The organism is Lancefieldella sp. (genome assembly GCF_057237245.1).
This window is the reverse complement of the sequence record NZ_DBHHJM010000001.1, coordinates 100872-124453: the sequence shown is the minus strand read 5'-3', so window position 1 is coordinate 124453 and position 23582 is coordinate 100872. Positions and strand designations below refer to the sequence as shown.

At 48.0% G+C, this 23582-nt stretch carries 35 protein-coding genes and 1 tRNA gene; 33 read left to right on the top strand and 3 right to left on the bottom strand.

Annotation, left to right across the window (positions count from 1 at the left end):
* Positions 1 to 19 precede the first annotated feature (19 nt).
* Genes ACO5GU_RS00635 through ACO5GU_RS00625 form a run of 3 tightly spaced genes read left to right on the top strand, consistent with a single transcriptional unit; the run spans position 20 to position 3050 of the window.
* On the top strand, positions 20 to 637 hold the full coding sequence (locus ACO5GU_RS00635; protein ID WP_484929592.1) for a DUF4430 domain-containing protein: 618 nt from the start codon (positions 20 to 22) through the stop codon (positions 635 to 637).
* Complete coding sequence (locus tag ACO5GU_RS00630; RefSeq protein ID WP_484929590.1) at positions 637 to 1569, top strand: energy-coupling factor transporter transmembrane component T; 933 nt, start codon at positions 637 to 639, stop codon at positions 1567 to 1569. Before ACO5GU_RS00635 ends, ACO5GU_RS00630 begins: the two co-directional genes overlap by 1 nt.
* Positions 1566 to 3050: an ABC transporter ATP-binding protein gene (locus ACO5GU_RS00625; RefSeq protein WP_484929588.1), complete on the top strand. Its 1485-nt coding sequence runs from the start codon at positions 1566 to 1568 to the stop codon at positions 3048 to 3050. Before ACO5GU_RS00630 ends, ACO5GU_RS00625 begins: the two co-directional genes overlap by 4 nt.
* A gap of 4 nt (positions 3051 to 3054) precedes the next feature.
* Here ACO5GU_RS00625 and ACO5GU_RS00620 read toward each other — a convergent pair whose 3' ends face one another.
* On the bottom strand, positions 3055 to 3516 hold the full coding sequence (locus tag ACO5GU_RS00620; protein ID WP_484854761.1) for a hypothetical protein: 462 nt from the start codon (positions 3514 to 3516) through the stop codon (positions 3055 to 3057).
* Positions 3517 to 3756: 240 nt separating this feature from the next.
* Here ACO5GU_RS00620 and ACO5GU_RS00615 point away from each other — a divergent pair, with 240 nt between their 5' ends.
* From ACO5GU_RS00615 to ACO5GU_RS00565, 11 genes are all read left to right on the top strand, one after another.
* Entirely contained in the window at positions 3757 to 4371 is a 615-nt protein-coding gene (locus tag ACO5GU_RS00615) for an ECF transporter S component (RefSeq protein WP_484917744.1), read from the top strand.
* A 93-nt stretch (positions 4372 to 4464) separates the two neighbouring features.
* Positions 4465 to 5214 carry a ComF family protein gene (locus ACO5GU_RS00610; RefSeq protein WP_484925407.1) on the top strand — a complete coding sequence of 250 codons (750 nt, stop codon included), beginning with the start codon at positions 4465 to 4467 and terminating at the stop codon, positions 5212 to 5214.
* A 315-nt stretch (positions 5215 to 5529) separates the two neighbouring features.
* On the top strand, positions 5530 to 6465 hold the full coding sequence (locus ACO5GU_RS00605; protein WP_035434890.1) for a substrate-binding periplasmic protein: 936 nt from the start codon (positions 5530 to 5532) through the stop codon (positions 6463 to 6465).
* Between the two features lie 137 nt (positions 6466 to 6602).
* The gene (gene hpf / locus ACO5GU_RS00600) at positions 6603 to 7193 is read left to right on the top strand and encodes a ribosome hibernation-promoting factor, HPF/YfiA family (RefSeq protein ID WP_198014322.1); all 591 of its coding nucleotides are present in this window, start codon (positions 6603 to 6605) and stop codon (positions 7191 to 7193) included.
* Positions 7183 to 8211 (top strand): DegV family protein, encoded by a 1029-nt coding sequence (locus ACO5GU_RS00595; protein WP_484929586.1) that lies wholly within the window; start codon positions 7183 to 7185, stop codon positions 8209 to 8211. Before hpf ends, ACO5GU_RS00595 begins: the two co-directional genes overlap by 11 nt.
* Before the next feature lie 75 nt (positions 8212 to 8286).
* Positions 8287 to 9351: an NAD(P)-dependent oxidoreductase gene (locus tag ACO5GU_RS00590; protein ID WP_484814471.1), complete on the top strand. Its 1065-nt coding sequence runs from the start codon at positions 8287 to 8289 to the stop codon at positions 9349 to 9351.
* Positions 9352 to 9377: 26 nt separating this feature from the next.
* On the top strand, positions 9378 to 10160 hold the full coding sequence (locus tag ACO5GU_RS00585; RefSeq protein ID WP_035432328.1) for an NYN domain-containing protein: 783 nt from the start codon (positions 9378 to 9380) through the stop codon (positions 10158 to 10160).
* A gap of 28 nt (positions 10161 to 10188) precedes the next feature.
* Positions 10189 to 10875, top strand: coding sequence for a HEAT repeat domain-containing protein (locus ACO5GU_RS00580; RefSeq protein ID WP_051479315.1), 687 nt, complete (start codon positions 10189 to 10191; stop codon positions 10873 to 10875).
* A gap of 133 nt (positions 10876 to 11008) precedes the next feature.
* Positions 11009 to 11857 carry a hypothetical protein gene (locus ACO5GU_RS00575; protein ID WP_484816453.1) on the top strand — a complete coding sequence of 283 codons (849 nt, stop codon included), beginning with the start codon at positions 11009 to 11011 and terminating at the stop codon, positions 11855 to 11857.
* A gap of 13 nt (positions 11858 to 11870) precedes the next feature.
* Positions 11871 to 13061, top strand: a complete 1191-nt coding sequence (locus tag ACO5GU_RS00570; RefSeq protein WP_484929584.1) for a purine-nucleoside phosphorylase — start codon at positions 11871 to 11873, stop codon at positions 13059 to 13061.
* A 57-nt stretch (positions 13062 to 13118) separates the two neighbouring features.
* A tRNA-Thr gene (locus tag ACO5GU_RS00565) sits at positions 13119 to 13194 on the top strand.
* Between the two features lie 118 nt (positions 13195 to 13312).
* On the opposite strand, the gene ACO5GU_RS00560 is transcribed toward ACO5GU_RS00565, so the two are convergent.
* Positions 13313 to 13633: a hypothetical protein gene (locus ACO5GU_RS00560; protein ID WP_484929582.1), complete on the bottom strand. Its 321-nt coding sequence runs from the start codon at positions 13631 to 13633 to the stop codon at positions 13313 to 13315.
* 128 nt (positions 13634 to 13761) lie between these two features.
* A complete protein-coding gene (locus tag ACO5GU_RS00555) occupies positions 13762 to 14046 on the bottom strand; it encodes a helix-turn-helix domain-containing protein (protein WP_484929580.1) in 285 nt (94 codons plus the stop codon).
* A 253-nt stretch (positions 14047 to 14299) separates the two neighbouring features.
* On the opposite strand from ACO5GU_RS00555, the gene ACO5GU_RS00550 reads away from it, so the two are divergent.
* From ACO5GU_RS00550 to ACO5GU_RS00460, 19 genes are all read left to right on the top strand, one after another.
* Positions 14300 to 14518: a helix-turn-helix domain-containing protein gene (locus ACO5GU_RS00550; RefSeq protein WP_472368394.1), complete on the top strand. Its 219-nt coding sequence runs from the start codon at positions 14300 to 14302 to the stop codon at positions 14516 to 14518.
* A 320-nt stretch (positions 14519 to 14838) separates the two neighbouring features.
* Positions 14839 to 15606: a phage antirepressor KilAC domain-containing protein gene (locus ACO5GU_RS00545; protein WP_484929578.1), complete on the top strand. Its 768-nt coding sequence runs from the start codon at positions 14839 to 14841 to the stop codon at positions 15604 to 15606.
* A complete protein-coding gene (locus ACO5GU_RS00540) occupies positions 15575 to 15778 on the top strand; it encodes a helix-turn-helix domain-containing protein (RefSeq protein WP_484929576.1) in 204 nt (67 codons plus the stop codon). The genes ACO5GU_RS00545 and ACO5GU_RS00540 overlap by 32 nt, the downstream gene beginning before the upstream one ends.
* Complete coding sequence (locus tag ACO5GU_RS00535) at positions 15762 to 15956, top strand: hypothetical protein (RefSeq protein WP_484929574.1); 195 nt, start codon at positions 15762 to 15764, stop codon at positions 15954 to 15956. The genes ACO5GU_RS00540 and ACO5GU_RS00535 overlap by 17 nt, the downstream gene beginning before the upstream one ends.
* The gene (locus tag ACO5GU_RS00530) at positions 15946 to 16434 is read left to right on the top strand and encodes a hypothetical protein (RefSeq protein ID WP_484929573.1); all 489 of its coding nucleotides are present in this window, start codon (positions 15946 to 15948) and stop codon (positions 16432 to 16434) included. Before ACO5GU_RS00535 ends, ACO5GU_RS00530 begins: the two co-directional genes overlap by 11 nt.
* Positions 16427 to 16756, top strand: coding sequence for a hypothetical protein (locus ACO5GU_RS00525; RefSeq protein ID WP_484929571.1), 330 nt, complete (start codon positions 16427 to 16429; stop codon positions 16754 to 16756). The genes ACO5GU_RS00530 and ACO5GU_RS00525 overlap by 8 nt, the downstream gene beginning before the upstream one ends.
* A complete protein-coding gene (locus ACO5GU_RS00520) occupies positions 16746 to 16952 on the top strand; it encodes a hypothetical protein (RefSeq protein WP_484929569.1) in 207 nt (68 codons plus the stop codon). The genes ACO5GU_RS00525 and ACO5GU_RS00520 overlap by 11 nt, the downstream gene beginning before the upstream one ends.
* A complete protein-coding gene (locus ACO5GU_RS00515; protein ID WP_484929567.1) occupies positions 16952 to 17383 on the top strand; it encodes a RusA family crossover junction endodeoxyribonuclease in 432 nt (143 codons plus the stop codon). Before ACO5GU_RS00520 ends, ACO5GU_RS00515 begins: the two co-directional genes overlap by 1 nt.
* Complete coding sequence (locus tag ACO5GU_RS00510; RefSeq protein WP_484929565.1) at positions 17371 to 17625, top strand: hypothetical protein; 255 nt, start codon at positions 17371 to 17373, stop codon at positions 17623 to 17625. The genes ACO5GU_RS00515 and ACO5GU_RS00510 overlap by 13 nt, the downstream gene beginning before the upstream one ends.
* Positions 17612 to 17818 carry a hypothetical protein gene (locus tag ACO5GU_RS00505; RefSeq protein WP_484929563.1) on the top strand — a complete coding sequence of 69 codons (207 nt, stop codon included), beginning with the start codon at positions 17612 to 17614 and terminating at the stop codon, positions 17816 to 17818. Before ACO5GU_RS00510 ends, ACO5GU_RS00505 begins: the two co-directional genes overlap by 14 nt.
* An 11-nt stretch (positions 17819 to 17829) precedes the next feature.
* Positions 17830 to 18003: a hypothetical protein gene (locus tag ACO5GU_RS00500; protein ID WP_484929561.1), complete on the top strand. Its 174-nt coding sequence runs from the start codon at positions 17830 to 17832 to the stop codon at positions 18001 to 18003.
* Between the two features lie 8 nt (positions 18004 to 18011).
* Positions 18012 to 18134, top strand: a complete 123-nt coding sequence (locus ACO5GU_RS00495; RefSeq protein ID WP_484929559.1) for a hypothetical protein — start codon at positions 18012 to 18014, stop codon at positions 18132 to 18134.
* 54 nt (positions 18135 to 18188) lie between these two features.
* Entirely contained in the window at positions 18189 to 19376 is a 1188-nt protein-coding gene (locus ACO5GU_RS00490; RefSeq protein WP_484929557.1) for an Ig-like domain-containing protein, read from the top strand.
* Positions 19376 to 19573, top strand: a complete 198-nt coding sequence (locus tag ACO5GU_RS00485) for a hypothetical protein (RefSeq protein ID WP_484929556.1) — start codon at positions 19376 to 19378, stop codon at positions 19571 to 19573. Before ACO5GU_RS00490 ends, ACO5GU_RS00485 begins: the two co-directional genes overlap by 1 nt.
* Entirely contained in the window at positions 19557 to 20522 is a 966-nt protein-coding gene (locus ACO5GU_RS00480; RefSeq protein WP_484929554.1) for a DUF1351 domain-containing protein, read from the top strand. Before ACO5GU_RS00485 ends, ACO5GU_RS00480 begins: the two co-directional genes overlap by 17 nt.
* Positions 20523 to 20524: 2 nt before the next feature.
* Positions 20525 to 21307: a hypothetical protein gene (locus tag ACO5GU_RS00475; protein WP_484929552.1), complete on the top strand. Its 783-nt coding sequence runs from the start codon at positions 20525 to 20527 to the stop codon at positions 21305 to 21307.
* Positions 21307 to 21753 carry a single-stranded DNA-binding protein gene (locus ACO5GU_RS00470; protein ID WP_484929550.1) on the top strand — a complete coding sequence of 149 codons (447 nt, stop codon included), beginning with the start codon at positions 21307 to 21309 and terminating at the stop codon, positions 21751 to 21753. The genes ACO5GU_RS00475 and ACO5GU_RS00470 overlap by 1 nt, the downstream gene beginning before the upstream one ends.
* A gap of 61 nt (positions 21754 to 21814) precedes the next feature.
* Positions 21815 to 22348 carry a hypothetical protein gene (locus ACO5GU_RS00465; RefSeq protein ID WP_484929548.1) on the top strand — a complete coding sequence of 178 codons (534 nt, stop codon included), beginning with the start codon at positions 21815 to 21817 and terminating at the stop codon, positions 22346 to 22348.
* A 577-nt stretch (positions 22349 to 22925) separates the two neighbouring features.
* A complete protein-coding gene (locus ACO5GU_RS00460; protein WP_484929546.1) occupies positions 22926 to 23450 on the top strand; it encodes a hypothetical protein in 525 nt (174 codons plus the stop codon).
* The last annotated feature ends 132 nt before the right edge of the window (positions 23451 to 23582 follow it).

Here is a 23582-nt window from a genome sequence, read left to right as displayed (position 1 = left end):
ATCCAAACGGATTCTCTATTTGGCAGCATCAATAGTGTCGCTTCTGTTCATGCTTTTCTTTGCATGGACATTGATTCAGTATTTCTTTACGCCTGCTTCAAGCACTTCTGCTCAAGAAGCTCCTACCGCACAAGGTCAGACGGTAGTAGGTGCTTCTGGCACACAAACAGACTCTCAGACGTCACAGACGCAAGGGAGCTCTAGTTCAGACGCTCAATCAAATGCTGATGCGTCTAAAACGCAGGATTCTTCTAATCAGAAAACATCGGAGCCTTCTAACTCTGGTAACTCAACAAACGCTGTAGCTGCTCCTCGTAAAGAGAATAGTGCGCTTTCTGTAAGTGTCACGGTTGACGGCTCTGCAGCCAAAGGACCTTCATTTACCGTCAACCTCCAGGTGCAAGAGGGTACGTCAGTCTATGACGCGTTGCTTGCAAGTGGAGCCGGGGTAAATGCACGTAACACGTCGTTTGGTATGTACGTTGCGGCTATTAATGGGCTTGCAGAGCGTGACCATGGTCCACAGAGCGGTTGGGTATATTCAGTTAACGGTGTTCAGCCTAACTACACGTCAGATGCATATGTTCTGCACGATGGCGATTCGGTTGTTTGGACGTACGTTAACGCGGTGAACTAATGAATCCCGCGCGCAGAAGCTTTTCTCGCCTTCATCCACTTGCTACGGTTGTGCTGTTTGGATGTGAGGTTGTGCTTGCCGCATTTTCTTTTCAGCCTCTCTGTGCGCTGATTGCTTTTCTAGGAGCGCAGCTTTGTACAATCCAGTTGTTTGACGCCAAACATGCTGCCAAACAGCTTGTTTGGTATGCTCCAATTATTATATTGATGGCGATAATCAATCCGTTTTTCTCGGCATCTGGCTCTACCGTTTTGTATTCTTTTGGGCACACGCAACTGTACGCAGAAAGTCTGGTGTACGGGGCTACCTCGGGTCTTGTGCTTGTAAGTACTTTGAGCTGGCTTGAGTGCCTGTTTGCAGTAGTATCACCGCTCGAGATGTTACAGCGATCAAGTGTGCGTTTTCCCGGATTACAGTTGGTCTTGAGTCTTTCTGTGCAGCTTATGCCACAACTACTTTCTGATCTGACAACAGCCCGTCAAATTCAGTCAGCAAATACCGCAGCTAGAAGGTGTGATTCTGCTGTGCAGTCACATCAGCAAAGCCGTGTTCCAAGTCAAAGCCGTCTTTTGAGCGCGAGAAAAACTATTGTGCAATCAGCTGCCACCATTAACGCAGTGTGCATGAGCGCGCTGGAGAAGTCGATGAGTACGTTTCAGTCTATTGTGTCTCGAGGTTGGGGGATGGCAGGACACAGGAGTAGATGGAGCGCTGAAGTGCTTGACGCCTATGATACTGTGGCGTTGCTGGTATTTACTTTCTTAAGCGTTATAGCAGCGGTTTCTTTGTATATGCTGGTACAAGCTTGGGAGTTTTATCCCACTATGCCAGAGTTCCAAGTGAGTTTTTGGTATCTGGGCGTAGTGCTGTTTAGCGTTTTACCAGCAATTTTTGTGCGTATTGATACTGTCTTATGGGAGCAGTCTGTATGAGTGAGCATTCTTCCTATATTCAGAATTCACTTACTACTTCAGTTAGTAAAGAAGTAGTTCTAGCTATTCAAAATCTCTCGTTTGCGTATGCTCTAACTCCAGACCGCAACGTTGTAGAAGATTTTTCCTGTGAGGTTTGTGCTGGTCAGATTAGTCTTTTACTGGGACCAACTGGTTCAGGCAAGTCCACCATTTTGAGCCTCATTAAGCCCGAGATTGCGCCTCAAGGTAGGAGAGAGGGTTCCATTATTGTTTGCGGCCAAGAGGTTTCTACGATGACGCAGGCGCAATCCGTAGACACCATTGCATTTGTGCCACAAGCTACCGCACAAGCACTTGTGTGCGAGACACCTTTGAAAGAGTTGGCTTTTGGCCTGGAAAATCGAGGCGTTTCAGAGAAAGAAATGCGCCGTCGCATTTTTGAGACGGTCAGTTTCTTTGGCATGGAATCGCTCTTGCACAAGCGCTGTAACGAGCTTTCCGGGGGAGAACAGCAGCTAGTAGCCCTTGCTGCAGCGCTTGTCATGCGCCCAAAGCTGCTTTTGCTGGATGAGCCAACCTCGCAGCTGGATCCGTTTGCGCAGAAGAGTTTCACCGCGCTCCTGGAGCGAGTGGCGCGCGAGCTCAACGTTGCCGTGCTTGTTGCCACCCACGACGTCACCGCGTTCGAGTACCTTGCTGACGCGCGCGTCTGCCTTGGTGGCGAGAAACCCGATGCGCTCCAAGCAGACAGCTCTTCTCGCCAGGCGCTCTGTCCTTGCAGCTCCGCGCCAAACCAAGCATCCACCGCGGCCGACAGCACGCCCGTGCTCGAGTTCAGCGCTGTGACGTTTGCGTATCCGCAGAGTAATCAGCTGGTGCTCAGCAAGTGCTCGCTTGAGGTCACGGGGCGAGAAATTCGTGCGCTCGTAGGCGGCAATGGCTCAGGTAAGTCAACGTTGCTAAAGCTTGCAGCAAGTGTTCTCCGTCCAAGGCGTGGACATATTTACAACCAGCTCCAGCAATCCCAAGGATACATTCCACAAGATCCCAATCTGCTCTTTACCTGCCAAAGTGTGGGCGAGGAGCTTGCTCAGTGGCAGCAGAGTGGCGCCTATTCTGATCAGGATGTTCAGGAGCTTCTGGAAGCTTCGGGACTTCTTGCGCGAACAACATATCAGAAGCTTATGTCTTCTCATCCATACGATTTGTCTGGTGGACAGCAGCAACTCTTAGCCCTCGTAAAAGTGCTGCTTACAAAAGCGCGTCTGCTTATTCTTGACGAGCCAACAAAAGGCTTGGATGCCCCAACCAAAGATGCTGTTGTCAATTTGCTCTCTCGTGCACAGTCAGAAGGTGCAACCATAGTAGTAGCAACGCACGACATGCAGTTGATATCGCGCGTTGCTGATAACGTTTCTCTAGTTTTTGATGGCCAGATTTCTCTGACAGAGCCAACCTCAGAGTTCTTTGAGAACTCTTGGGTATGGTCGGCGGAGTAGGTGGCTAGAATCTCAAGAATGGCTCCTCGTCCTGACCAAGCTCCTCAAGGAGCTCATCGTCAAGATCGTTGATGTCGCCAAACTCCTCGTGCTCATGCTCTTCTTCATCTTCCTCATGATCATGAGCATGCTCATTGAAGCCGTAGGCATTTGCTGTCTCATCATCAAACTCAAGCGTTGGAAGAGCGCTGGTGATGCTGCACAGACCAACTCCTGCAGGCATAATTTTTTGCCACTGAGCAATCAGAGGAGTGGTGGGAACTTCTCCCAGCTCAACAATGGAATCCAAGAAAATCTCTTTTGCACCGTCAAGCAGGTCAGATGACTTTGCAACCTCAATAAGGTGCTCCGAGAAAAGCTCAAGCGCATGATCTGTGGAATCTGCCTCAACAATGCAAGGCATAAGACAATAGTTGTCAGTAGAATCAAGCTCGTCATTGTAGCTAAAGTTTCCCAGATAGATCATAAAGACCTCCTTGTTGTAGTTTCAAATCATCTTATGCCAAAATAAGACAGACCTTCTTGATATTTTTATTTTGACGGTAAGCGTGAGGTTCTTGTGGATAATCGGTACACGTTATCAATAGTCTTAGAGGTTGTGGCACTCTTTGCTACACCTATTATTCTTGCTGTTGAAATGATATATTTTCCCGATTTTACCGCGGTATCTTCAATTATTTTAGCGATCATTTCAGTTGCATTATTTATGTTAAGTTTTGAGGCAAAGAAGCCCTCAGTTGCCAATTTGGTACCTACTGCCGTCTTTAGCGCCTTAGGTGCTGCGGGAAGAATTGCCTTTGCACCTTTCGCATATGTAAAGCCTGTTTCCGCAGTTGCTATCTTCGCGGGAGCGTTTCTTGGCAGGCATGCGGGCTTTTTGATAGGTGCCTTATCTGCGCTTCTTTCAAACGTTTTCTTTGGTCAGGGCTCGTGGACACCATGGCAGATGTATGCGTGGGGGCTTGTTGGCTATCTGGGAGGCCTTCTTGCAACTTTTACCTCAGCTTGCCCTGCATCTTCTAAACGCCCATCCGTCCAACAAGGCGAGAAACCCCACAAACTTCCGCCTTTCTTGCTTATGATCTGGGCATTTATATCCGGGCCATTCTTTGGCCTTGTAATGAACGTGTACTTTGTTATTGGATTTGTACATCCCTTAACGCTTGAATCCGCTCTTCTCGCATTTGCGGCTTCAATTCCGCTTGATCTAACGCACGGCGTAGCAACGCTTGTTTTCTTGATTTTGTTATGGCTTCCGTGGCAAACATCCGTTAGCCGAATCCTCACAAAATACAATCTTACTGGTAGGAGCTTTAGATAATCCATCTTTTTCCGTTTACCTAAAATGCCTTCCATTTTGCGACCTTTGATCTAGACTGTATTCACTGTCAGCCCCCAGATTTTGGGGGTAAAAATGCAACCTACATCTATCCTTACCGCAACGGCAAACTCAACACTTGAGCTGCTTGCTCCTACACGCTGCGTTGTGTGCGAGAAACCCGGCCAGCTCCTCTGCGATGAGTGTCGGGCAAAGCTGCCATGGATCTCTCAGCAGTGGGCATGTCCTAATTGCGGAGCTCCATACGGGAAGCTTGTTTGTTCAGAGTGTGCAGATAAAAAGAAACGACCTGTTCAGTGGGAGAGTAGAGCGGTCATTTGTGCCATGGGATTTAAGGGTCCTCCTGCACGGTTGATTTTGACGCTTAAGGATGGACACGAGTTTCGACTGGCACCGGTAATTGCTGCAGCTCTATTGTGTGCGCTTGAAGAAGCCTCAGCATGGAAAGCTCGTGACGGTACCTCTCGCTTTGATAGTTCAAAAATTGATGGCGTTTCCTTTATTCCAGCAACTGCAGAAGCGTACGCGCGCAGAGGCTTTGATCATATGGAACTTGTAGCTCAATCGTTTTGCCAGCTTACAGGCTTGCCTTTGTATGACGTGCTTATACGTCCTCATGCAAAGGACCAAAGAACACTCTCATCCGCTCAAAGGCAAATAAATTTGAAAGGAAGTATTGCTTGTACTGTGCCGGTTAATCAATCAAATATTTTACTTTTAGATGATGTTGTAACTACGGGAGCATCAATTAGAGAAGCCACTAGAGTACTTTGTGCCGCAGGCGTGCATTCTGTAACCGTAGGCGCATTAGCTCGCGTATGGTGAGTTACCTATGGTTGCAAACGGCTATACTTGATAAGTCTTTTCAGGTCTGTGGTTGCGAAGTTCTCCGTGAGCTTTTAGTCCATGACAGACGAGGTCAAAGGGATCCACGTAAGTTTGCGTGTGCGCACGTAAACGATCATGGCTCGTCCTAGAAGTAAGCCATACCGCCTGTTATATCAAAGAGACAAAGGGTCTCGCAGGCGAGAGAACTACTAGTGGAGCTGCTGCGGTAGCAAAGCAAACGTTCCAGTATGCGAGTGTGGGGTCAAATACCAGGTCAGCTGAAAAGACACTTGAATAGAAGAAGGAGTTCTGATGACGCGCGGTAAAAGCTCTCTTAAGGTATTACTTCTTATAGCACTTGCTGTTGTTTTAACAGGATGCTCCATTGGTCCTATCAACATTGATCTGGATAAATGGTTCCACGTCAAGTCAGTGCAAGAGGCAATCCAAGAGAAGCGAGAAGCCCGTCAGCAGAAGATTCCTGATTCCTCACTGCACACAGCTGGCACTTTGACCGTTGGTCTACGTACTCAGTCAGTAACAGCTCCAATGGTTGTGGCCTCAGAAGCTGGAACATTGCAGGGAATTGACGTTGAAATAGCTTCTGCAATTGCAGATCAGCTAGGCGTAGACGTCAAGTTTGTATCAGTTAACGGACCAGTAGATGGCCTACAAGCAGGTTGCGACATTGTCATGGATGTCAGAAGTGGTGAAGACTCAACTAGTACGCTCATTTCTGGTTATGCTGAGTATGCAACAGCTCTTTTCCATAAAGGTTCAGAGACAAACATTACCGCTGATAGTTTGAGTGGAAAATCAGTTGGCGTTCAAACGGGTTCTTTGTCTGAGCGCGCAATGGGTCAGGTACTCACAGGCATGTCTGTTCAGGGTTTTTCTAACCTAAACGATGCTTTTGAAGCACTTGAAAATGGCTCCATTGATTATGTGGCCTGTGATGCATATGCTGGTGCTTATTTAGCAGCAAACAAAGATATTTCTATGGTTGGTGTAGTTGACGTTCCATCCACGATTGGTATTTCTGTAGCAACAAGTAACAAAGCTCTCGCTACACAAATTCAGCAAGCTCTTTCAGCTATTCAATCTAACGGTGTCGAGGGAGTTATTAGAAACAAGTGGATTGGCACCTTACCACACCTTTCAACTACCAATAAGATTTCTGGTCTTGTGGAAGTTTCTACGCAACCTACCAGCGCTGATTCAGCTACATCTTCCTCTGAGCAAAATTAATCGCACATAAAGAGAAATAGTCTCTAACCGTTTACCGCTCAATTCAACTTTTTATGGAATGATTGACCGACAAATGGGTATTGTTGTTATACAGACATCAGTTAGAAGATGTCTCGTGTATCCGATAGGAGGCTCCTATGGTGGACATCAAGATTTCGGGACGCAAGGTAAGCATTTCTGAGGCTTTGCACACACACGTAGATCAGAAAATCGGTGATGCTCTTAAAGTATTTGACATCACTCCTATGTCTTGCGATGTAGTTCTTAGAGTAGACAAAAACCCATCAAATCCAGATAGAAAGACAGCTGAGGTTACGGTATTTGTTCGTAACAATGTTGTTCGTGTCACTGCTAGCTCTGATGATATGTATGTGGCTATTGATGAAGCAGCAGAAAAAGTTTCCAGACAGCTGCGTAAGTACAAGACAAAAGTTGTTGAGCGCCGTCATCATGTAAAGTCTGAGCGCGGAGTTGCTCTTACACAAGAAGATCTTGCCAATCTCATTGAGATTCCAGCTGAAGACCTTGATGACCAGCTTGTTCGCGAGAAGTACATTGATCTTGAGCCTATGACGGAAGAGGAGGCGCTTGTCCAAACTGACCTTCTCGGCCATGATTTTTATGTCTTTGTTAATTCTTCCACTGGTTTGACTAATGTCATCTACCATCGTAAAAATGGTGGTTATGGAATTATCAAACCTAAGATTGAGGAACAAGATGTTCAATAAAAAAGATAAAGCCGAAGAAGAAATCAGCGAGGTTGCCTTTGAAGATCTTGAGCCTACTGAGCTTTCAGCTGCATATCATAAGCCCAGTAACGTTCGAATCATCATGGACTCTTGCGCAGACTTTGCTCCAGGAATTGCTGAACAGCTAGGTGTTGATATCATCCAGTTCCCTTATGTGGGACCAGATGGAGAGCACTATGATGACGGCTGGAAGAGCATTAGTGCACATGAGTTCTTTGAGGGTATGCGCAAGGATAAAAAGCTGCGCTACACCACCTCTGCAATTACTCCTGGTCATTATCTTGAGATCTTTGAGAAAGCTGCAAAGCAGGGCACACCAACGGTGTATCTGTGCTTTACCTCGGCTCTCTCTTCATCCTACTATGCAGCTGAGCAAGCAGCAGATATGGTAAGAGAGAAATACCCAGACTTTGAGATTTACGTAGTCGACAATGGTGCACCTTCGTCTGCAGCTCAGCTTTTGGGTCTTGAAGCAATACATCAGGCCAATAAGGGTCTCTCGGCAAAAGAGATTGCCGAGTGGGCAGCAGATGCGCGTAACTATATTCATGGCTACTTAACACTTGAGACCTTGGATGCTCTTGCTGCGGGCGGTCGTATTCCTGCTGCTGCAGCAAATATTGGCGGCAAGCTTGATGTAAAGCCAGAGCTTACTTATGACTCAACAGGAGCTCTTACCGTCAAGACAGTGTGCAGAGGTCGCAAGAAGGCGCTCAAGTCTCTTATCCAGGACTTTAGAGATAGCTATTCTCATGACACTTCGCTTCCTGTTGGCATTATTTCTGCAGACGCACAGAAGGATGCTAATTGGCTAGAGGCTCAGATTCGTAAAGAGAAGGGCTGCGAGGGACTTACCATTATTCATAGCCAGGTAGGACCAGTCATTGGTGCTCACGTTGGACCAGGCATGGTGGCTATTGTCTTCTGGGGCACTGACCGCCGCGAGAAGCTTTCGCTTTCTGACCGAATTGCTAACAGGGTTCGTAAATCTAATTAACGGGTACAAGGTATGGGGTCGCTCTTTGGAGCGGCCCCAGTTTGTATATTTATTTCAGTCTGAAAGGACTCATACATGGCACTGAGCAAGAATGCAAAGGTTGCTTTTATTGGAACAGGCATTATGGGTGCTCCTATTGCAGAGCACCTTATTTCTGCTGGTTATGACGTTACTGTTTACAACAGAACACCAGAGAAAGCGCAAAAGCTTGTCTCGTTGGGCGCTCACGCTGCAGAGAGTGTGGCAGATGCTGCAAAAGACGCTGACGTTGTCTTTACCATGGTTGGTTATCCAACTGATGTTGAAGACGTTTACTTGGCAACAGATGGCCTTATCCGCGTTGCTAAGAAGGGCGCATACCTTATTGATCTGACCACTTCTTCATCTCAGCTTGCTCGTGATATTCACGATGCTGCTGAAATTGAGGGAAAGCATGCCTTTGACTGTCCGGTTACGGGCGGTCAGAAAGGCGCCCAGGACGGTACTCTTACGCTGATTGTCGGCGCAACTGAGAATGATGTTGAGCCAGTACGCGCTCTTCTTGAGACCTTCTCGGCAAAGATTTTCTGCATGGGTGGTGCTGGTAAGGGTCAGACCGCAAAGCTTTGTAATCAGGTATCTCTTGCATCATGCATGATTGGCTATGCAGACGCAATGGCCTTGGCAGAGCAGGGTGGACTTGACGTTGAGCAGATGCTTGAGGTTGTTGCTAGTGGCATGGGTTCTTCTCGCGCACTTAAAGAGCTTGCTCCTAAGTCGCTTGAGGGAGACTTCCAACCAGGATTTTTGGCTGAGCACTTCCGCAAGGATATTGCGCTTGCTCTTGCTCAGTCTGAGGACCTTGAGATTACGCTTCCTGGTGCAGAAACTGCGTTTACCCTCTATGACATGCTGTGCCAGATTGGCGGCGCTCGTAAGGGTACTCAGGCAATCTCGCTACTCTATGCTGACGAGGCAACCAGCACTGCAGCTGGTCTTGACTGGTCGCTTCTTGAGAGCCAGGAAGATGAGGGTGAGCACGAGTGCTGCTGTGGCCACGACCACGAAGATGGTGATCACGAGTGTGAGTGCCATGGTCACGGACATCATCATGAGCATGAAGGTCACGAGCACGGTCATGACGGCCACTGCTGCCACTAAGTGCTAGCCGCAAAGGAACCCCGATTATGAGTGATATTTCTACTCCTCAGAGCTCTATTGCGGTTTTCATCGATTATGAAAATTTGGCACTAGGAACAGGCAAAAGAAAGAAAAACGGCCACCAGGAACCAGGTCATCTTCCAGAGATGAAGCTCATTATGGAGAGGCTGGTTGATAAGGGACGCATTACTGCTAAGCGCGCATACTGCGATTGGCAGCGCTTTCCAAATGCTATTACACCCCTACATGAGCTTGGCATTGAGCTCATCGAGATTCCAGATAGGGCCTATACCGGCAAGAACTCTGCCGATATTAGACTTGCGGTAGACGCTGTTGAGATGTGTCTTACTAAAGACCACATTGACACCTTTGCTGTGCTTTCTGGTGACTCGGACTTCTCACCACTCGTGGCAAAGCTTAAAGAGGCTGGTAAAACAGTCATTGGCGTTGGTATGAAGGAGTCTACCAGCTCGCTTCTTGCTGAAGTTTGCGACGAGTTTATCTTCTACGAGGATATTTTGAGTTCTGGCAGAATTCCAGACTTTAAAGAGAAGGTACCTGTCGAGAAACACGACTGCTATCAGCTCTTATTTGAGACCATTGAGTCTTTGGAGCGCGAAAGCGAAACATTTATTTATGCGTCTCGTTTAAAGGAGACTATGCGAAGGAAGCGTCCACAGTTTGCTGAGGCAACTTATGGATATCGTTCGTTTACTTCTCTTTTACGTGAAGCATCGAGCCTTGGATTTATTAAAATTCATGAGGATCAAAAAAGCGGCACCGTTGTCGTAGACGGATTTAGAGAATAAAGGGTGTTTTAGAGAGGATTTAGGTTTCATGGCAGAAAAGAAAGAAACTGCTCAGAAGCCAAAAAAGGCTTCAACTAAGGCAACCGCAAAAGCGGGCTCTACAAAGGCGCCAAAAGAAGAAAAGCAACCTGCTAAAAAGGCTACTAAAAAGCCAACTATGGCACAGATGAAAAAAGTGAATGCATTGGTCATTGCTTTATCTGATGCTAGTAGGCGCGCTCGTCAAGACGCATCTCATGAGCTTGCGGAGCTAGCCCATATTGCTCCTCTTGCTTTTGAAGAGCACATTGATTCTCTTATTGATGCACTATATAGGCCAGAGGCACAAACCCGTTGGGAAGTACTTGATGCGCTTGCCAATCTGAGCGCTCACTTTGGTGACCAGGTCTTTAAGGCATTTGATGCTGCTGAGGCTTCTCTGTTTGACGATGACTCAGCAACGGTGCGTCTCGCAGCATTTTTGTTCCTCTGTCAGTACGGAGCAACTTCTGCAAAGCATTCTGATGAAGCATGGCCACTTCTTGATGAGGCGGTTCAGTGTTATCACGGAGATGCTGAGTACCATGATATGCTCCAGGGTCTTCTCGCCTTAGCACACGGAACTATTTCTAAGGATGTGAAGAAGGCATTGTCTCAGCGCATGAAGTTTGATGCAGAAAATGCCACTGGATACATCAAACAGTATTCGGAAGAGATTGTTGCAGCTACCAAATAGTTTGTTTTGCATGTAAACGACTGTGTGCAAACGGGGGAGTTTACTGGTTGTATGTTTTATGCATGCTAATAAGAGTAAACTACAGGTTTGTATTATGTACGCATAGTTGCATTAAGCGATGAAAGGCAAGGATATGCCATCTATTGATGTAAAAAAGAACTCAAAGATCTTTATCGGAGTAGGCGCAGTTGTATTGTTTGCTCTTGGTATTGTCATCGGTCGCTTCCTTCTGGGCGGTGGCGGAGCTACTGGTTCTTTGAACGGTCGCACCACACTTTCTGAGGGTGAGCTCAACACTCCTATTGCTTCTTATACCTACAACGGTCAGACCAAAGAAGTAACTGCTCGTGAGGTTATTGAGAACACTTCTGGTCTTGACGCAGCAAAGCAGTCTGACGGCACCTATGCTGTCCCACCAGCGGATAAGATTATTGGTTACGTTCGTAATGCTCTTGTTGTTGCTGAGGCTCAGAGTAAGGGTATTACCGTTACTGATGACGAGATTACCAATTACATGCAGACCAACTTCAAGACTACAGATGTTAGCCAGATTGCTTCTGCATACAAGCTCTCCGAAGACGTTGCAAAGAAGCTCATCAATGACGCTGTCATTATGAAGAAGTATCGTGATAGCGTTCTGACTACAACCCTTCCAGATGCTCCACAGGCACCAACTGCACCTGAGGACGGCAACTCTGAGACTACAAGCCAGGAGTACGCTCAGTACATCATTGGTCTTGCTGGCGATGAGTGGGACGCTAAGAACAACACTTGGGCTTCCCAGGATGGCGATTACTACAAGCAGCTCTCTGCTTATTCAATCTCTAACGATTCCGCTTCTTATGCAGCTGCTCAGACCGCTTATCAGGTTGCAATGAGCAAGTACTCTGCTGTTGCAAGCAAGGCATCTCAGGAGTGGTCACAGAAGATTAACGAGATTCTTGGTAAGGCATCTATTGCTGTTTACTCTCTTGCTCTCTAGGATCTGAAAAGCAATGAAAGTTGCTATTAGCGCTTGTTTACTTGGCCTCCCCGTCAGATATGACGGAGGGGCCAAGCCTGTTTCTGCAGTACAAAGACTGGCTCAAAAAGTAAGCGTCACAAAGATTTGCCCCGAGACTTCCTCGGGCCTTCCTGTTCCTCGTCCACCCGCGGAACAGCGAGAAGGACGCGTTTGGCTCAAGGATGGCTCGGATGTTACCGAGGACTTTGAACGTGGCTCTAAGATTGCTCTTAATGCCGTTACGTCTTCTGATATAACGCTCGCCGTTTTAAAGGCAAAGAGCCCGTCTTGTGGTGTGCATGAGATTTATGATGGTACGTACTTAGGAAAGCTTGTTTCTGGCGAGGGAACACTTACTCGTCACCTCTTAGAGGAGGGGATTTGCGTGGTTACCGAGAAAACCATTGAGAATGTAAGCCCATCTGTTGAGCATCCTGTTGCTCTTATTTTGGGAACCGGACTTGGTCATCTTGCTGATTTGGTAAAGCCAGTTCGTCGTATTGATTATCGTGACATTCCAGGTTTCCCTGTTGACGCTTCTCCTATGGCAGGTCACAGCTTTGAGGCAACCATTGGTACTATCGATGGCGTGCCTGTAGTTGTTTATCCTGGTCGCGTGCACCTCTATCAGGGCTATTCTGCAGCTGAGGTAACCTCTCTTGTTCAGCATGCACATCACTTAGGCTGCAAAGACATTATTTTTGCAGGTGCAACAGGCGCTGTTTCTGGTAATGCAAAGACTGGTCTTGGTGTTATTACTGACCAGATCAACCTCACCGGAACCAATCCGCTTGCAGAGTGGGCAGGTCTTCGCGATGTTGAGACCCCATTTGTAGATATGAATGATGCCTTCTCGCCTTATCTAAGAACGCTTGCACGTGGCGTAGCGGATGACCTCAAAATTGAGCTTAACGAGGGTGTTTTTGCTGGTCTTTTGGGACCAAACTTTGAGACTCCTGCAGAGGTTGCTATGCTTCGTAGCTTTGGTGTTTCATATGTTGGCGTTTCCACAGCTCTTGAAGTCATTATGGCCCGAGCACTTGATATGAACGTGTTAGCTTTGACGCTTGCAGCAAATCCAGCTGGTGCTCATGGAACTACGCATAAGAGTGTTCAAGAGGCATCCGAGAAGTACGCAGATGATCTTGAGCGCCTTGTTCGTGGTGTTCTCGGGCTTCTTTAATATTCTCGCTTGAATTAAAGAGGTCTTGCCCGTATAGTTGTTAGCGCGCTTTTGCACGCCAGCATAGCTCAGTTGGTAGAGCACCGCTCTCGTAAAGCGGGGGTCATCGGTTCAAACCCGGTTGCTGGCACCACGTTTTCCCTCGTAGCCGCCTTGTGCGGCTATTTTTATCTCGGTTTGGCCACACTTTGGCCACATTTTGGCCACAAACTCTCACGGCTGATTTTGACATCAGTTCACGGAACGGGTGTTTAAGCATTTTCGCGTTTTGCGATTTCGAGCAAGTCGGCAACGAACCAAAGCAGAATTGCACAAAGGCAAACCGCGCCACATACGCCCGCCACAATCACAGCAATTTGTGAACCCGCGGCATAATTGGCAAGCACACTTTGTGTGACCGTGTGTGTAGGCACTCTCTGAGCTAATGACATTTCCTCGGCGATACGTGCCGCAAATGCTGCGTTAAGCGCGTACGCGATTACACCAAGCACAAACGTTGCTATTGAAGTGTTCTTGAATTGCTGCTTTCTTGTTTGCAGCGTCTTTTGTGTTGCTTCCTGGACTTCTGACATAACAGCACCCCTAATTCATTATTTACTTACAAATCAACTGCCAAAATAAAGTCAACGAAAATTAACGCCACCCCCCCCGAGAAAACTAGTAAAACTATTTATGCGCTCGTTGACATTCGCATACCGTTTTACGCTTGGTATTCTTCTATTGCCTGTTGTACCTTATTATGCAGCTCAAAGGCGCGTTTTTCTTGTTCTTTGATTGTAGGTGTGCTTTCCCAGCCGACAAGTTCGTCAAGTGTGCAGTCTAAAACACGACATACTTTTAGTGCGTCGCCTAGGGTAATCTCGGTCGTGCCGCGTTCCCACCGTCCGACAGCTTGATAATTCGAGCCGATTTTTTCGGCTAGTTCGGTGAGCGTTAAACCCTTCTTGGTACGTAACGCTCTTAGTTGTAAATCAAACTTACGCATTTAGTACCTCCTCTAAGCAGCGATTATAAACAATCTTCACAAGATATTCAAATAATTAAAATTGATACTTGAATATCAAATTTTGATATTTTATTATGTTATTGTTCACCTAGTGAACAGAGTACCTTGAAAAGAAAATACTACTAGAAATAGTAGGGGACTAGTCACCAACGACTATATGTTGTATGTGGCGACTAACCACAATAAAAAAGTTAAATAAAATGTTCGTTGCAAAAAGTAAGGAGAAATTAACGTGTGGAAAGGAGAAATCCTATCGCAGAACTTGCGAGCTGAACGCGCAAGGCTCAATATCTCTCGCGCTGAACTTGCAAGCAGAAGCAAGGTAAACATTTCAACAATCGAAAAGCTAGAGAACGGGAGACAGCAGAACATAAACACTACTGTTAGAACTATTTACAACCTCGCGGACGCTCTGAACGTCAAGCCGCAAGAGCTGGTCGGGTGGGAGTAGACATGGCAGTACCACAAAACGCAGGTGCAGCGTGGTAGTACGTTTGGCAACCTCGCAACCGCTATTCGGCTGACGCAGGAAACGCACAACCAGCGTATAAAACAGTAATGCGCCACGGCAACGCACGGCTAACAAAAAGCCGTTTCAATGACAGTTATTACGTGAGAGAGGACAGCGGCAACACGTGGCTGCTAGGCAGCTTCGAGAACGCGAACGCAGCGGCAAAGGCGTTCGGAAAGTGGCACAAATGCCACAGCAACTAATAAAGCCCCATTTAAGCGGCAACTTAAACAGGGCATGCCCGAGAAAGTAGAGAAAATATGGGCGATAAGAGTATACAACTCTTCTATTCCGAAGAGTTCGGCGAGCTAACGACGTTCGCCGACAGTCGCGGCAACCCTTGGTTCGTTGCCCGTGACGTATCCGACGCGCTCGGTTATCGCATGCCGTCGGACATGACGCGTCGATTAGACGCGGACGAAAAGGATACGCAGCTAATGCGTACCCGCGGCGGCATGCAGCGCGTCGCAATTATTAACGAGCCTGGCTTATATTCAGCCGTGATTGGCTCAAAAATCCCACAAGCAAGAAGTTTTAAACGCTGGATAACGCACGAGGTGTTACCAGCAATCCGGGCGAACGGCGGTTATATCGCCGTGAACGGTACGGAGACAAACGAAGAGCTGCTCTCACGCGCCCTAATCGTTGCCAACGACGCTATCAAGCGTAAGGACGCGCTAATCGACAAGCTCGCGCCAAAAGCCCGCTTCGCGGACGCGGTGGCCGCCGCTGACGGCACGTGTCTAGTCGGTGAGCTGGCTAAAATGCTGCGACAAAACGGCGTTGAGGTCGGACAAAATCGGCTCTTCGAGTGGTTGCGCTCCGACGGTTATTTGGGGCGTTTTGGCAGCAACTGGAATGTACCTACACAGCGAGCAATGGAACTCGGACTATTCCGCATCAAAGAGACAGCCGTTCATAAAGCCGACGGAAGCGTGACAATCAGCCGCACGCCCAAAGTAACCGGCAAGGGTCAAACGTACTTCTTCGCGCGCTATGCGTACGGAAACGAAGAACCTACCGACTAAACAGCTTCTTAGCGCGCTAGAAGCCGCTGAACTCATTGGAATGAACAAACGCACTGTTGAACGCATGTGCGCGACAGGCGAGCTTCCGGCGGTGAAGCTGCGTAAAAAATGGCTGATTAACAAAAACCTACTTTATGCCCGATTGGGGTTAGAAAATGAAGAACTTACTTAAAGGCACGTTCGGCGTGCTTGCTGCGGCTTGCGTTGCCGTAATTGCCACAGGCGGAGACGCGACGGTATCTATTATTGCGTACGACGTACTTGTATTCGCGGCTCTCGTACTCATTGGCTACCTGCTTTTTACCGCGGATGTGCCGTTTCTAGTCGAAAGGAGCAACAATGCTAACTAAAGAAGAGCGTTCAGCAATCGCTGAAAGAGTGGCGTCTTTTAATGAAGATTATCTTTGCTATGCGGATATCTACGAATGCTTATTTGGCGAACGCCCGCGATATAGTGCGCTATCAGAAGAATACGACAAAGCTATCAAAAGCCGCATTCTCGACCTATGCGACACGTCTAATATGACTGAGCTGCCGATGGATAAAGACGGTGAGGTTATCCGTGCTGGGGATACGGTATACAGCAAATACGGCAAAGAAACAAAAGTTACGCGCGTAGAATTAGCTGGTAGCGACTGGTTGATTGACACTGATGTTCAATATCCTTTTTTCCCTCAAGAACTCACGCACAAGAAGCCAGTAACAATCGAGTCACTTGTCGAGCGGTCCGAGCGCGTTCTGGCTAAAGGTCAGATGTCGTATTGGGCAGTTGGTGAAATTTGCGACATAGTCGACCAGCTCAAAAAGCTAGGTGATAGCGATGACTAACCGTGAAGAGGTAGCGAAGAAACTGCGTGAAAACAGCACTGTGCATACCACCGACGAGGCATATGTTGTTCTTCTTAATTGTATGGGCATTACATACGATTACGCTAACTTGTTCAACCGTCTAGCCGACCTCATAGACCCTACATGCAAGAATAGGCAAGTTGATATTAACAAAATGGCACCGATTGAGTTCAGAGCAGATAACTTTATCTGCTCAAACTGCGGCGAGACATTCTGTGCAGACAAAGAGGGAGTTAACGTCCCTATTGATTGGAGTTATTGTCCCGACTGTGGCGCAAGGGTGGTGCGCGATGAAGCCTAATAACTTCCGCGTTCCCGTTGTGACTGAACGCAAGCCAACAGCAGATGAACTGTACCTGCAAGCGTTGAGAGAAAAGCATGAGTGCTTGATTGCATACCGTCAAAGAAACGTCACAAGCCAGACTCTTTTTGAATGCACGCGCGACTTTGACGCAGCAATCGCGCATTACAAGAAGCTGGCGTGGAAGGAGGAGTAATGACAATCGAATTTACCCTTCCGTTCGTTCACGGCTTGCAACGCCCTAGAACGGGTAACGGCTTTGTCTACGACACAGCACGTAACAGAGCCGACAAAAAGGCAGTGGCCGACGCTTACCGCGAAGCGTGCTACCACAAGCCATTCAAGGCAGAACGTAACCAACCCGTGCGTATTTACATCAAGGCAGCACGTTCATTGCCAAAGACCACGCCAAAATGCGTTCTGTTTGAGCATGACACGCACAAGCCCGACATCGACAACATCGAGAAGCTCGTACTGGACGGGCTGAACGGCGTAGCGTACGAGGACGACGCACAAGTAATCGAGTTGAAAGCAACAAAGCTACCACGTTCGCGCTGCAAGGATACGACATACGTTACCGTCGATTTCGGCGCGGCAAACTTGAAGGAGGGCACATGGCAGAGCTAAACGGTACGGCAGCGTTTGAAGTTGAATTTTTGCAAGCGATTAGAGAGGACGCATATAACCGAGGATACATCATGGGCGTTTACAGCGTGCTTCTCGCCATTGCGAATGACGGCACGGAAGCGGCGTTGAAATTCGCGGAAGATTTCGTGTTCAAGTGCATTATTGACGACAAAACCCTTTATGACGAGCTGGAAAAGGAATTAGCAGCAGCGAGAGTGAGGAAAAATGATGACAGCAATTAAAGCAATTAAAGTGTTGCTGGTTTTTGTTACGGTATATTTCCTTGTTTTTTTCGCTACGGCTGCACTATTCCTGCTCTTTCAATATCTTTGGGAAAACATCAAAGATAGTTTTGCACTTCCCGCACTGGTTTTCTCTTCTTTTCTAACCACTTCTAGAATAACTTTTGACTTAGTTAAATCTGATTATTTTTAGGAGATAAATAAATGACAATTAACCTTGGTATTCCGCAGATTATTTGGCTTGTTCTCGTAGCTCTCGGACTAGTAACCGAGATTGTCTACCATGGCAAACCGCGCGAGCCATACAATGCTTATGCCTTCGTAGTCAAAACAGTTATTTATTTTCTGCTGCTTTATTATGGCGGCTTCTTCGGCTAGGAGGTTAAATGGAAAATATCGTGTCACTCATCATTGCTATTATTGCTTCTATTCTTTTCGTTCTTGCGGTAGCTGTTACTGCTCCAGTTGCAATTTACGTATCCCGAAAAATTAACGATTTTCTGAATTAAAACAGCATTTATTAAATTCCCCATTTTCTAAAACCAAATAGAAAGGCTTTTACCATGAAGAAGGTTCTTCAATGGCTGGCTGTTGCTGTCTTTGCGATGCTGGTATTTGTCCCAGCACTCGCACAGGCTCAGACAGTACCGACCACAATTACCAGCTTTAGAGTCACCGACAAGAACAAGCAGGACTTAACCTCTGCATTCACCAACCAAGACATCTACCTAACAGCGTCTTGGCAGGCACAAGGTGAAGTCCACGAGGGCGATACATTCTCGCTCGCTATTCCCGATGTCCTCGACTTCCCAGCGACTAACGCAGCAAGCTTCGACATTTACGCGCCGGACGGCGAGGTAATGGCAACGGCGCAAGTCACTCCAGGACGCGCCACAATCACATACACGGCGTGGGTCGAAGGCAAGGACAACGTACAAGGTACGCTTTGGCTTGCTGCACACGTTAAGGGTGACGCAGCAGCAGGCACAACCACGCTAAGGCTCATTGATGAAGCCACGGGACAGGTTGTCGAGACTAGCTTCGAGACAAAGCATTACGGCATTATCCAGCACGAGGTCATCGCAAAATGGGGCGTAAAGACCGACCACGGCACGGTCGAATGGTCAGTCAGACTCAACCACGCAGCGGATAACCTCACGAACGTTGTACTAGAGGATACAGCGCAAGAAGGTATACGCATTATCCCTGGCTCGTTTAGGCTCTACCGCGTTCACATGGACGCATACAGCAACATCGACCCTGCAAGCTGGGTGCGTGTGAACGTTCCCGAGCCAGTAATCAACGGCAGCGGCTTCACTTGGGACTTGAGCGGCGTGGACTTCCAAGGCAACCAGTACTTCATGTATTACGAAACAGAAGGTACAGAGACAACCTCGAACTCCATTCAGCTAAAGAGCCGCGAGACAACGCAAAGCTCACGCTATCAGTATGTAAGCCAGGATAGCGGCGGCAACGGTAACGGAGACAACAGACCAGCCGAGCCACAGCCCGAGCCACAGACTCCACCAACTCCAACACCTACACCCGAGCCAGTGCCAACGCCACAGGATAGTGACCCCGAGCCTAAGCCTGAGCCAGCAAAGCCAGTGAAGAAGGCAAAGAAGAAGGCTGTATTACCTGCAACTGGTGACTGGGATTACTTCATTAGCGCAACAACCGCACTATTCGGCGCATGTGCTGGCGGCTTTCTCGTCTATGTCGGCTTGGAGCTTGGAAAGGATAAGCACTAATGATTTGTCCTCACTGCATGAATGATGGCGGTATGTTTTACGGCATCGGCGTTCGCGAGACGGCGCACGGCTACTTCTTACACTGCGACTATTGCGGGTGCGAGAGCGCGACAAAAGCAACCAAAGAAGAAGCCCGCGAGGAATGGGCAAATTCCAAATTCTATGAGAGGTTAAAAGAAAATGGCAACAAAAAATAACGAGGTTATCGAGGTAAAAGCGGAAGTTATCGAGCCGCCCGCAATTCTCACCGACGGCGATAAATGGCTCGCAGAGACACGCGGCAAGGCTGCAACAATCGCAGCACAATACCAGCCGCACGACATCACCAACGAAGCCGACTATAAAGACGCTAAATCAGCTCGCGCCATGCTCCGCAAAGAGATTGCGGCAATCGACAGCGACCGGAAGTCGATGACTTCGACGCTAGAGAACGCAATCAATCGTTTCAAGGCTCACGCAGCCGAAGCAATCGGCGAGCTTACAACCCTAGAAGCCGCGTACAAGTCGAACATCACCGATTACGAGGAAAGGTGGGAGAGTACGCGCCGCGCCACGCTCCAGGAGGAATACGAGACATACGCACCCGATATCGCGCTACCACTTGACGGACAGCAAACCGCGCTCGTTCCCTTCGAGTTGCTACTAAAGCGTTTCGGCGCGGAGGGTAAGTGGCTCAACCGCTCGACAAACGAGCGTGCAGCCGTCGAGCATTTGCGCAAGTGCATTGACCGCGTCGCAAACGATATCAAGAACATCAACGCAACAGAAATGGACGACCGCGAACGCGTCGAAGTTAAGGGCGATTACTTCTCAACGCTAGAGTTTGAGAACACCATGTCGGCGATGATACAGCGTCGTATTCAGCGTGACAAAACAGAGCAGCTCGAACGCGAGCAGCAAGAGCGCGAGAGACAGTGGCAGGAGCAACAGGAGCGCATAGCAGCCGAAGCAGCCGCACGCCAACAGGAGCAACCACAGCCCGCGCCACAGCCAACACAGACGGTCGCAGAGCCACAGGCAGCACCACAGGCAACCGAGCCAGTAATGAAGTTGATTATCGAGGTTGAAGTAACACCTACACAGCGCGGCAATCTTCTTTCCTGGCTTAAAGCAAACAATATCCACGGTGTACTAAAGAGGAGCTAAACATGGCAAACGCACTTGTACAGTCCAGCAACAAAACAGGAGCGGAGATTGTCCGCTCACAGGTTAACCAAATTCAATACCTTATGCAGGACGTGTTACAGAAAGGCACGCACTACGACACTATCAAAGGTTGCGGAGATAGACCCGTATTACTTCAACCGGGCGCGGAGAAAATCGCGCTTATGTTCCGCTTTGTGCCTAAATATGAGATTACTAAAGAGGACTTAGGCAACAACCACCGCGAATATGACGTGACTTGTAATCTTCTCAATGAGGAAGGCTCAATCGTTGGCGTTGGTATGGGCTTATGCTCGACCATGGAGAAGAAATACCGCTACCGCAAAGATTGGCAAACCAAAGCAACCGTTGAAAACGAGGATATCGCCGACCTTTGGAACACGGTTCTAAAAATGGCCAAAAAGCGTGCGTTCGTTGACGCGGTGCGTTCCACAACCGCGGCAAGTGACATCTTCACGCAGGACATCGAGGAAGCACCTATGCAGCCGCAGCCAACGCACGAGCAGACCGATTTAAGCGAGATTAGAGCACTCTATAAAGAATGGTGCAAGGCGGCAAACGTAAGCCCGCAGGACGGCACACAGCTTCTATTGGATACCGTCAAAGCGTCGAGCATGGAGACGATGACTAACGACCAAGTAGCCGCAGCGGTAGCAGCTATGAAACAGGATATCGAGGACGCAGACGCGGGAGTCGAGACAGTCGAACCCGAGCCAAAGAAAGAGCATACACAGAGCGCGGCAGACTTTGAGGAAGTGACCTTTTAATGAGCATTAACAGAGTTAACATCACAGGCAATCTTACGCGCGACCCGGAGCTTAGAGCAACCGCGGGCGGTACGCAAATTCTTTCCTTCGGTGTCGCGGTCAATGACCGTCGCAAGAACCCACAGACGGGCGCGTGGGAAGATGTACCAAACTTCGTTGACTGTATCGTTTTCGGCCAGCGCGCCGAAGCAGTTTCCCGCTTCATTTCTAAAGGCTCAAAGGTTGCCATTGAAGGCAAGCTGCGTTTCAGCTCATGGGAAACCAAAGACGGCGACCGTCGCAGCAAACTAGAAGTTGTTGTCGATGAAATCGACTTCATGAGCCGCCCAAACGGTCAGCAAGTGACATCACCAGCCGCAGAAGCCGCGAAGGTGGCAGATACGCCCGTTTACGGTGCACCTCGCGCACCCGAACCCGAGTTTTACGACGCGGATATTCCATTCTAAGACAGCATAAACAACGCCTGGCGGTCGTTATGGCTGCCAGGCTTACTATGAGAGGTACAACATGAAGAAGGACAGAAAGAGACGCAAAGAAGCCATTAGAAGGCTCGAAGGGCTTGAATACTGGAACAAATCTGCGAGAAATGTTACTACGGTTGATGTTGTTGCCGCGCTTTGTCCGAAGCTTCTGCGTAACGTGTATACAGGAGAACTCAATCTAGAAACGTGCGCCGAGCTGCTTCAAGAAGTAAAGTCTCTCGTTGACATCAAGGACTATATGTCATGTCCTCGTTCGCGAGAGCGTGAAGCAATTCACATTGGCGATAGAGTTTACAAGGTAGACGGCGACGGCGAGCCGCTTATCGTTGAAGAAATTATCGTGCGTCATGGTGGTACACTGGTTCAGTGCAGCTACGCAAATAATACAGAGAATACTCGCGAGAATCACATTAGAAGAAGATTAACAAGGCTGTCGTTCTTCTCGCGTGAGTTAACCTTTGAAGAGCCAAATATAACGGCCATTCACTTGAATGAAATCAAGCAGAGCTTTTCATGCACCATTACCAAAGACGGTATAGAGTGGCATTATCTAGACTAATCAACAGGCCAGTAGCCATTTCGGTTGCTGGCCTTTTTTCGTTTCTATGCCTATTTGCATGCCAGTTATTACAAAAACGCATGGCGTGTCATGCAATATTGGAATAGCTTACACAGCATTTTCATATTTCGTTTCTACTCTGTTACATAATTGTTTCCAAATTGTAAACTTTGGCGACATACGCGACATTGAGGTACAAACGCGACATTTTTTAATTTCAATCTGCTATACTAAGGAAAACAAGTTTCCCAAAAGACCGCGACAGCAAGAGAAAAGAACCAGCGAAGGGAAACAATCACCCGAGACAACTTCTGGAGTACGACGTTTCACACCTAAGAGCAAAAGCGGGCAGACGCTTCAGCGGGTATCTGCACGCCTTTTGCGCTCCTTGCTTTCCAGTTTACATTCAAATGGCCATAGTACTATCGATTTGCGCGATAAGCGCATTTTTAATAACTATTATTTGTTGAAAACTTGTATAAAACGTGTTGAAAGTATGTTGATAACTAACGCGAGCAGTTGACATTTGAGCAGTTAAACGCTATCATTTAGCTACCGAGAGAGAAAGGGTGGCGCAATGGTATCAACGGCAAATGGTATCAAAGGGACAAGCGATAATTACGATTTAGCTTATTCATCATCTAAAGAACTGTTTACAGCATGTTTAGAAGCTCGTGAGCGTTGGTTTCAGACGCGAGAGAGAGTAAACGCGTACAAGCTCACCGAAGGCGCAAAAACGCAGAAGTTCAACGAAAGCGTATCAAGTACCAAAGACCCGGACACAATGCGAACCGTCGATATCCGTTTAATGCTAGAAGAAGACGAGAAGCGAGCAGCGAACGCATACGACAAGCTAAAAGAAACATGCGAGTATGTCCTCTATGGGAAAAACGGCGATAGTGGTTTATCGTCACTCATTGGCGAGGACGCAGCAAATATTATCAAGTTTCATTACATTCACGGTATGACATACGAGCAAACGGCATCGGTGCTCTGTATGAGTATCGCGTCAATCTTCAAATATGCACGCATAGCATGCGAGACATGCGACACATACGGGCTTCAACACGTCGCGGCAGGTCAAGGAATCGCAAACGCATAGAGCAAAGAATAATCAAAGATAAACGCATAGGTTACTCTCTAAAGTAACCTTTCTCGGGCAGCGGTCGTGTTCCTCTCCACGGCCGCTTTTCTTTTGTTGATTACACCCACCCTATACCCTAGGGGGTAGGGG

Coding starts and splice junctions, on each gene's coding strand:
- ACO5GU_RS00585 (WP_035432328.1), top strand. CDS start 9,378: ATGAGTGATATTTCTACTCCTCAGAGCTCTATTGCGGTTTTCATCGAT.
- ACO5GU_RS00465 (WP_484929548.1), top strand. CDS start 21,815: ATGAAGAAGGACAGAAAGAGACGCAAAGAAGCCATTAGAAGGCTCGAA.
- ACO5GU_RS00480 (WP_484929554.1), top strand. CDS start 19,557: ATGGCAACAAAAAATAACGAGGTTATCGAGGTAAAAGCGGAAGTTATC.
- ACO5GU_RS00470 (WP_484929550.1), top strand. CDS start 21,307: ATGAGCATTAACAGAGTTAACATCACAGGCAATCTTACGCGCGACCCG.
- ACO5GU_RS00575 (WP_484816453.1), top strand. CDS start 11,009: ATGCCATCTATTGATGTAAAAAAGAACTCAAAGATCTTTATCGGAGTA.
- ACO5GU_RS00620 (WP_484854761.1), bottom strand. CDS start 3,516: ATGATCTATCTGGGAAACTTTAGCTACAATGACGAGCTTGATTCTACT.
- ACO5GU_RS00545 (WP_484929578.1), top strand. CDS start 14,839: ATGGGCGATAAGAGTATACAACTCTTCTATTCCGAAGAGTTCGGCGAG.
- ACO5GU_RS00560 (WP_484929582.1), bottom strand. CDS start 13,633: ATGTCAGAAGTCCAGGAAGCAACACAAAAGACGCTGCAAACAAGAAAG.
- ACO5GU_RS00530 (WP_484929573.1), top strand. CDS start 15,946: ATGCTAACTAAAGAAGAGCGTTCAGCAATCGCTGAAAGAGTGGCGTCT.
- ACO5GU_RS00580 (WP_051479315.1), top strand. CDS start 10,189: ATGGCAGAAAAGAAAGAAACTGCTCAGAAGCCAAAAAAGGCTTCAACT.
- ACO5GU_RS00630 (WP_484929590.1), top strand. CDS start 637: ATGAATCCCGCGCGCAGAAGCTTTTCTCGCCTTCATCCACTTGCTACG.
- ACO5GU_RS00475 (WP_484929552.1), top strand. CDS start 20,525: ATGGCAAACGCACTTGTACAGTCCAGCAACAAAACAGGAGCGGAGATT.
- ACO5GU_RS00540 (WP_484929576.1), top strand. CDS start 15,575: ATGCGTACGGAAACGAAGAACCTACCGACTAAACAGCTTCTTAGCGCG.
- ACO5GU_RS00610 (WP_484925407.1), top strand. CDS start 4,465: ATGCAACCTACATCTATCCTTACCGCAACGGCAAACTCAACACTTGAG.
- ACO5GU_RS00570 (WP_484929584.1), top strand. CDS start 11,871: ATGAAAGTTGCTATTAGCGCTTGTTTACTTGGCCTCCCCGTCAGATAT.
- ACO5GU_RS00490 (WP_484929557.1), top strand. CDS start 18,189: ATGAAGAAGGTTCTTCAATGGCTGGCTGTTGCTGTCTTTGCGATGCTG.
- ACO5GU_RS00525 (WP_484929571.1), top strand. CDS start 16,427: ATGACTAACCGTGAAGAGGTAGCGAAGAAACTGCGTGAAAACAGCACT.
- hpf (WP_198014322.1), top strand. CDS start 6,603: ATGGTGGACATCAAGATTTCGGGACGCAAGGTAAGCATTTCTGAGGCT.
- ACO5GU_RS00515 (WP_484929567.1), top strand. CDS start 16,952: ATGACAATCGAATTTACCCTTCCGTTCGTTCACGGCTTGCAACGCCCT.
- ACO5GU_RS00460 (WP_484929546.1), top strand. CDS start 22,926: ATGGTATCAACGGCAAATGGTATCAAAGGGACAAGCGATAATTACGAT.
- ACO5GU_RS00625 (WP_484929588.1), top strand. CDS start 1,566: ATGAGTGAGCATTCTTCCTATATTCAGAATTCACTTACTACTTCAGTT.
- ACO5GU_RS00615 (WP_484917744.1), top strand. CDS start 3,757: ATGTTAAGTTTTGAGGCAAAGAAGCCCTCAGTTGCCAATTTGGTACCT.
- ACO5GU_RS00510 (WP_484929565.1), top strand. CDS start 17,371: ATGGCAGAGCTAAACGGTACGGCAGCGTTTGAAGTTGAATTTTTGCAA.
- ACO5GU_RS00605 (WP_035434890.1), top strand. CDS start 5,530: ATGACGCGCGGTAAAAGCTCTCTTAAGGTATTACTTCTTATAGCACTT.
- ACO5GU_RS00590 (WP_484814471.1), top strand. CDS start 8,287: ATGGCACTGAGCAAGAATGCAAAGGTTGCTTTTATTGGAACAGGCATT.
- ACO5GU_RS00495 (WP_484929559.1), top strand. CDS start 18,012: ATGGAAAATATCGTGTCACTCATCATTGCTATTATTGCTTCTATTCTT.
- ACO5GU_RS00505 (WP_484929563.1), top strand. CDS start 17,612: ATGACAGCAATTAAAGCAATTAAAGTGTTGCTGGTTTTTGTTACGGTA.
- ACO5GU_RS00520 (WP_484929569.1), top strand. CDS start 16,746: ATGAAGCCTAATAACTTCCGCGTTCCCGTTGTGACTGAACGCAAGCCA.
- ACO5GU_RS00555 (WP_484929580.1), bottom strand. CDS start 14,046: ATGCGTAAGTTTGATTTACAACTAAGAGCGTTACGTACCAAGAAGGGT.
- ACO5GU_RS00500 (WP_484929561.1), top strand. CDS start 17,830: ATGACAATTAACCTTGGTATTCCGCAGATTATTTGGCTTGTTCTCGTA.
- ACO5GU_RS00485 (WP_484929556.1), top strand. CDS start 19,376: ATGATTTGTCCTCACTGCATGAATGATGGCGGTATGTTTTACGGCATC.
- ACO5GU_RS00535 (WP_484929574.1), top strand. CDS start 15,762: ATGAAGAACTTACTTAAAGGCACGTTCGGCGTGCTTGCTGCGGCTTGC.
- ACO5GU_RS00595 (WP_484929586.1), top strand. CDS start 7,183: ATGTTCAATAAAAAAGATAAAGCCGAAGAAGAAATCAGCGAGGTTGCC.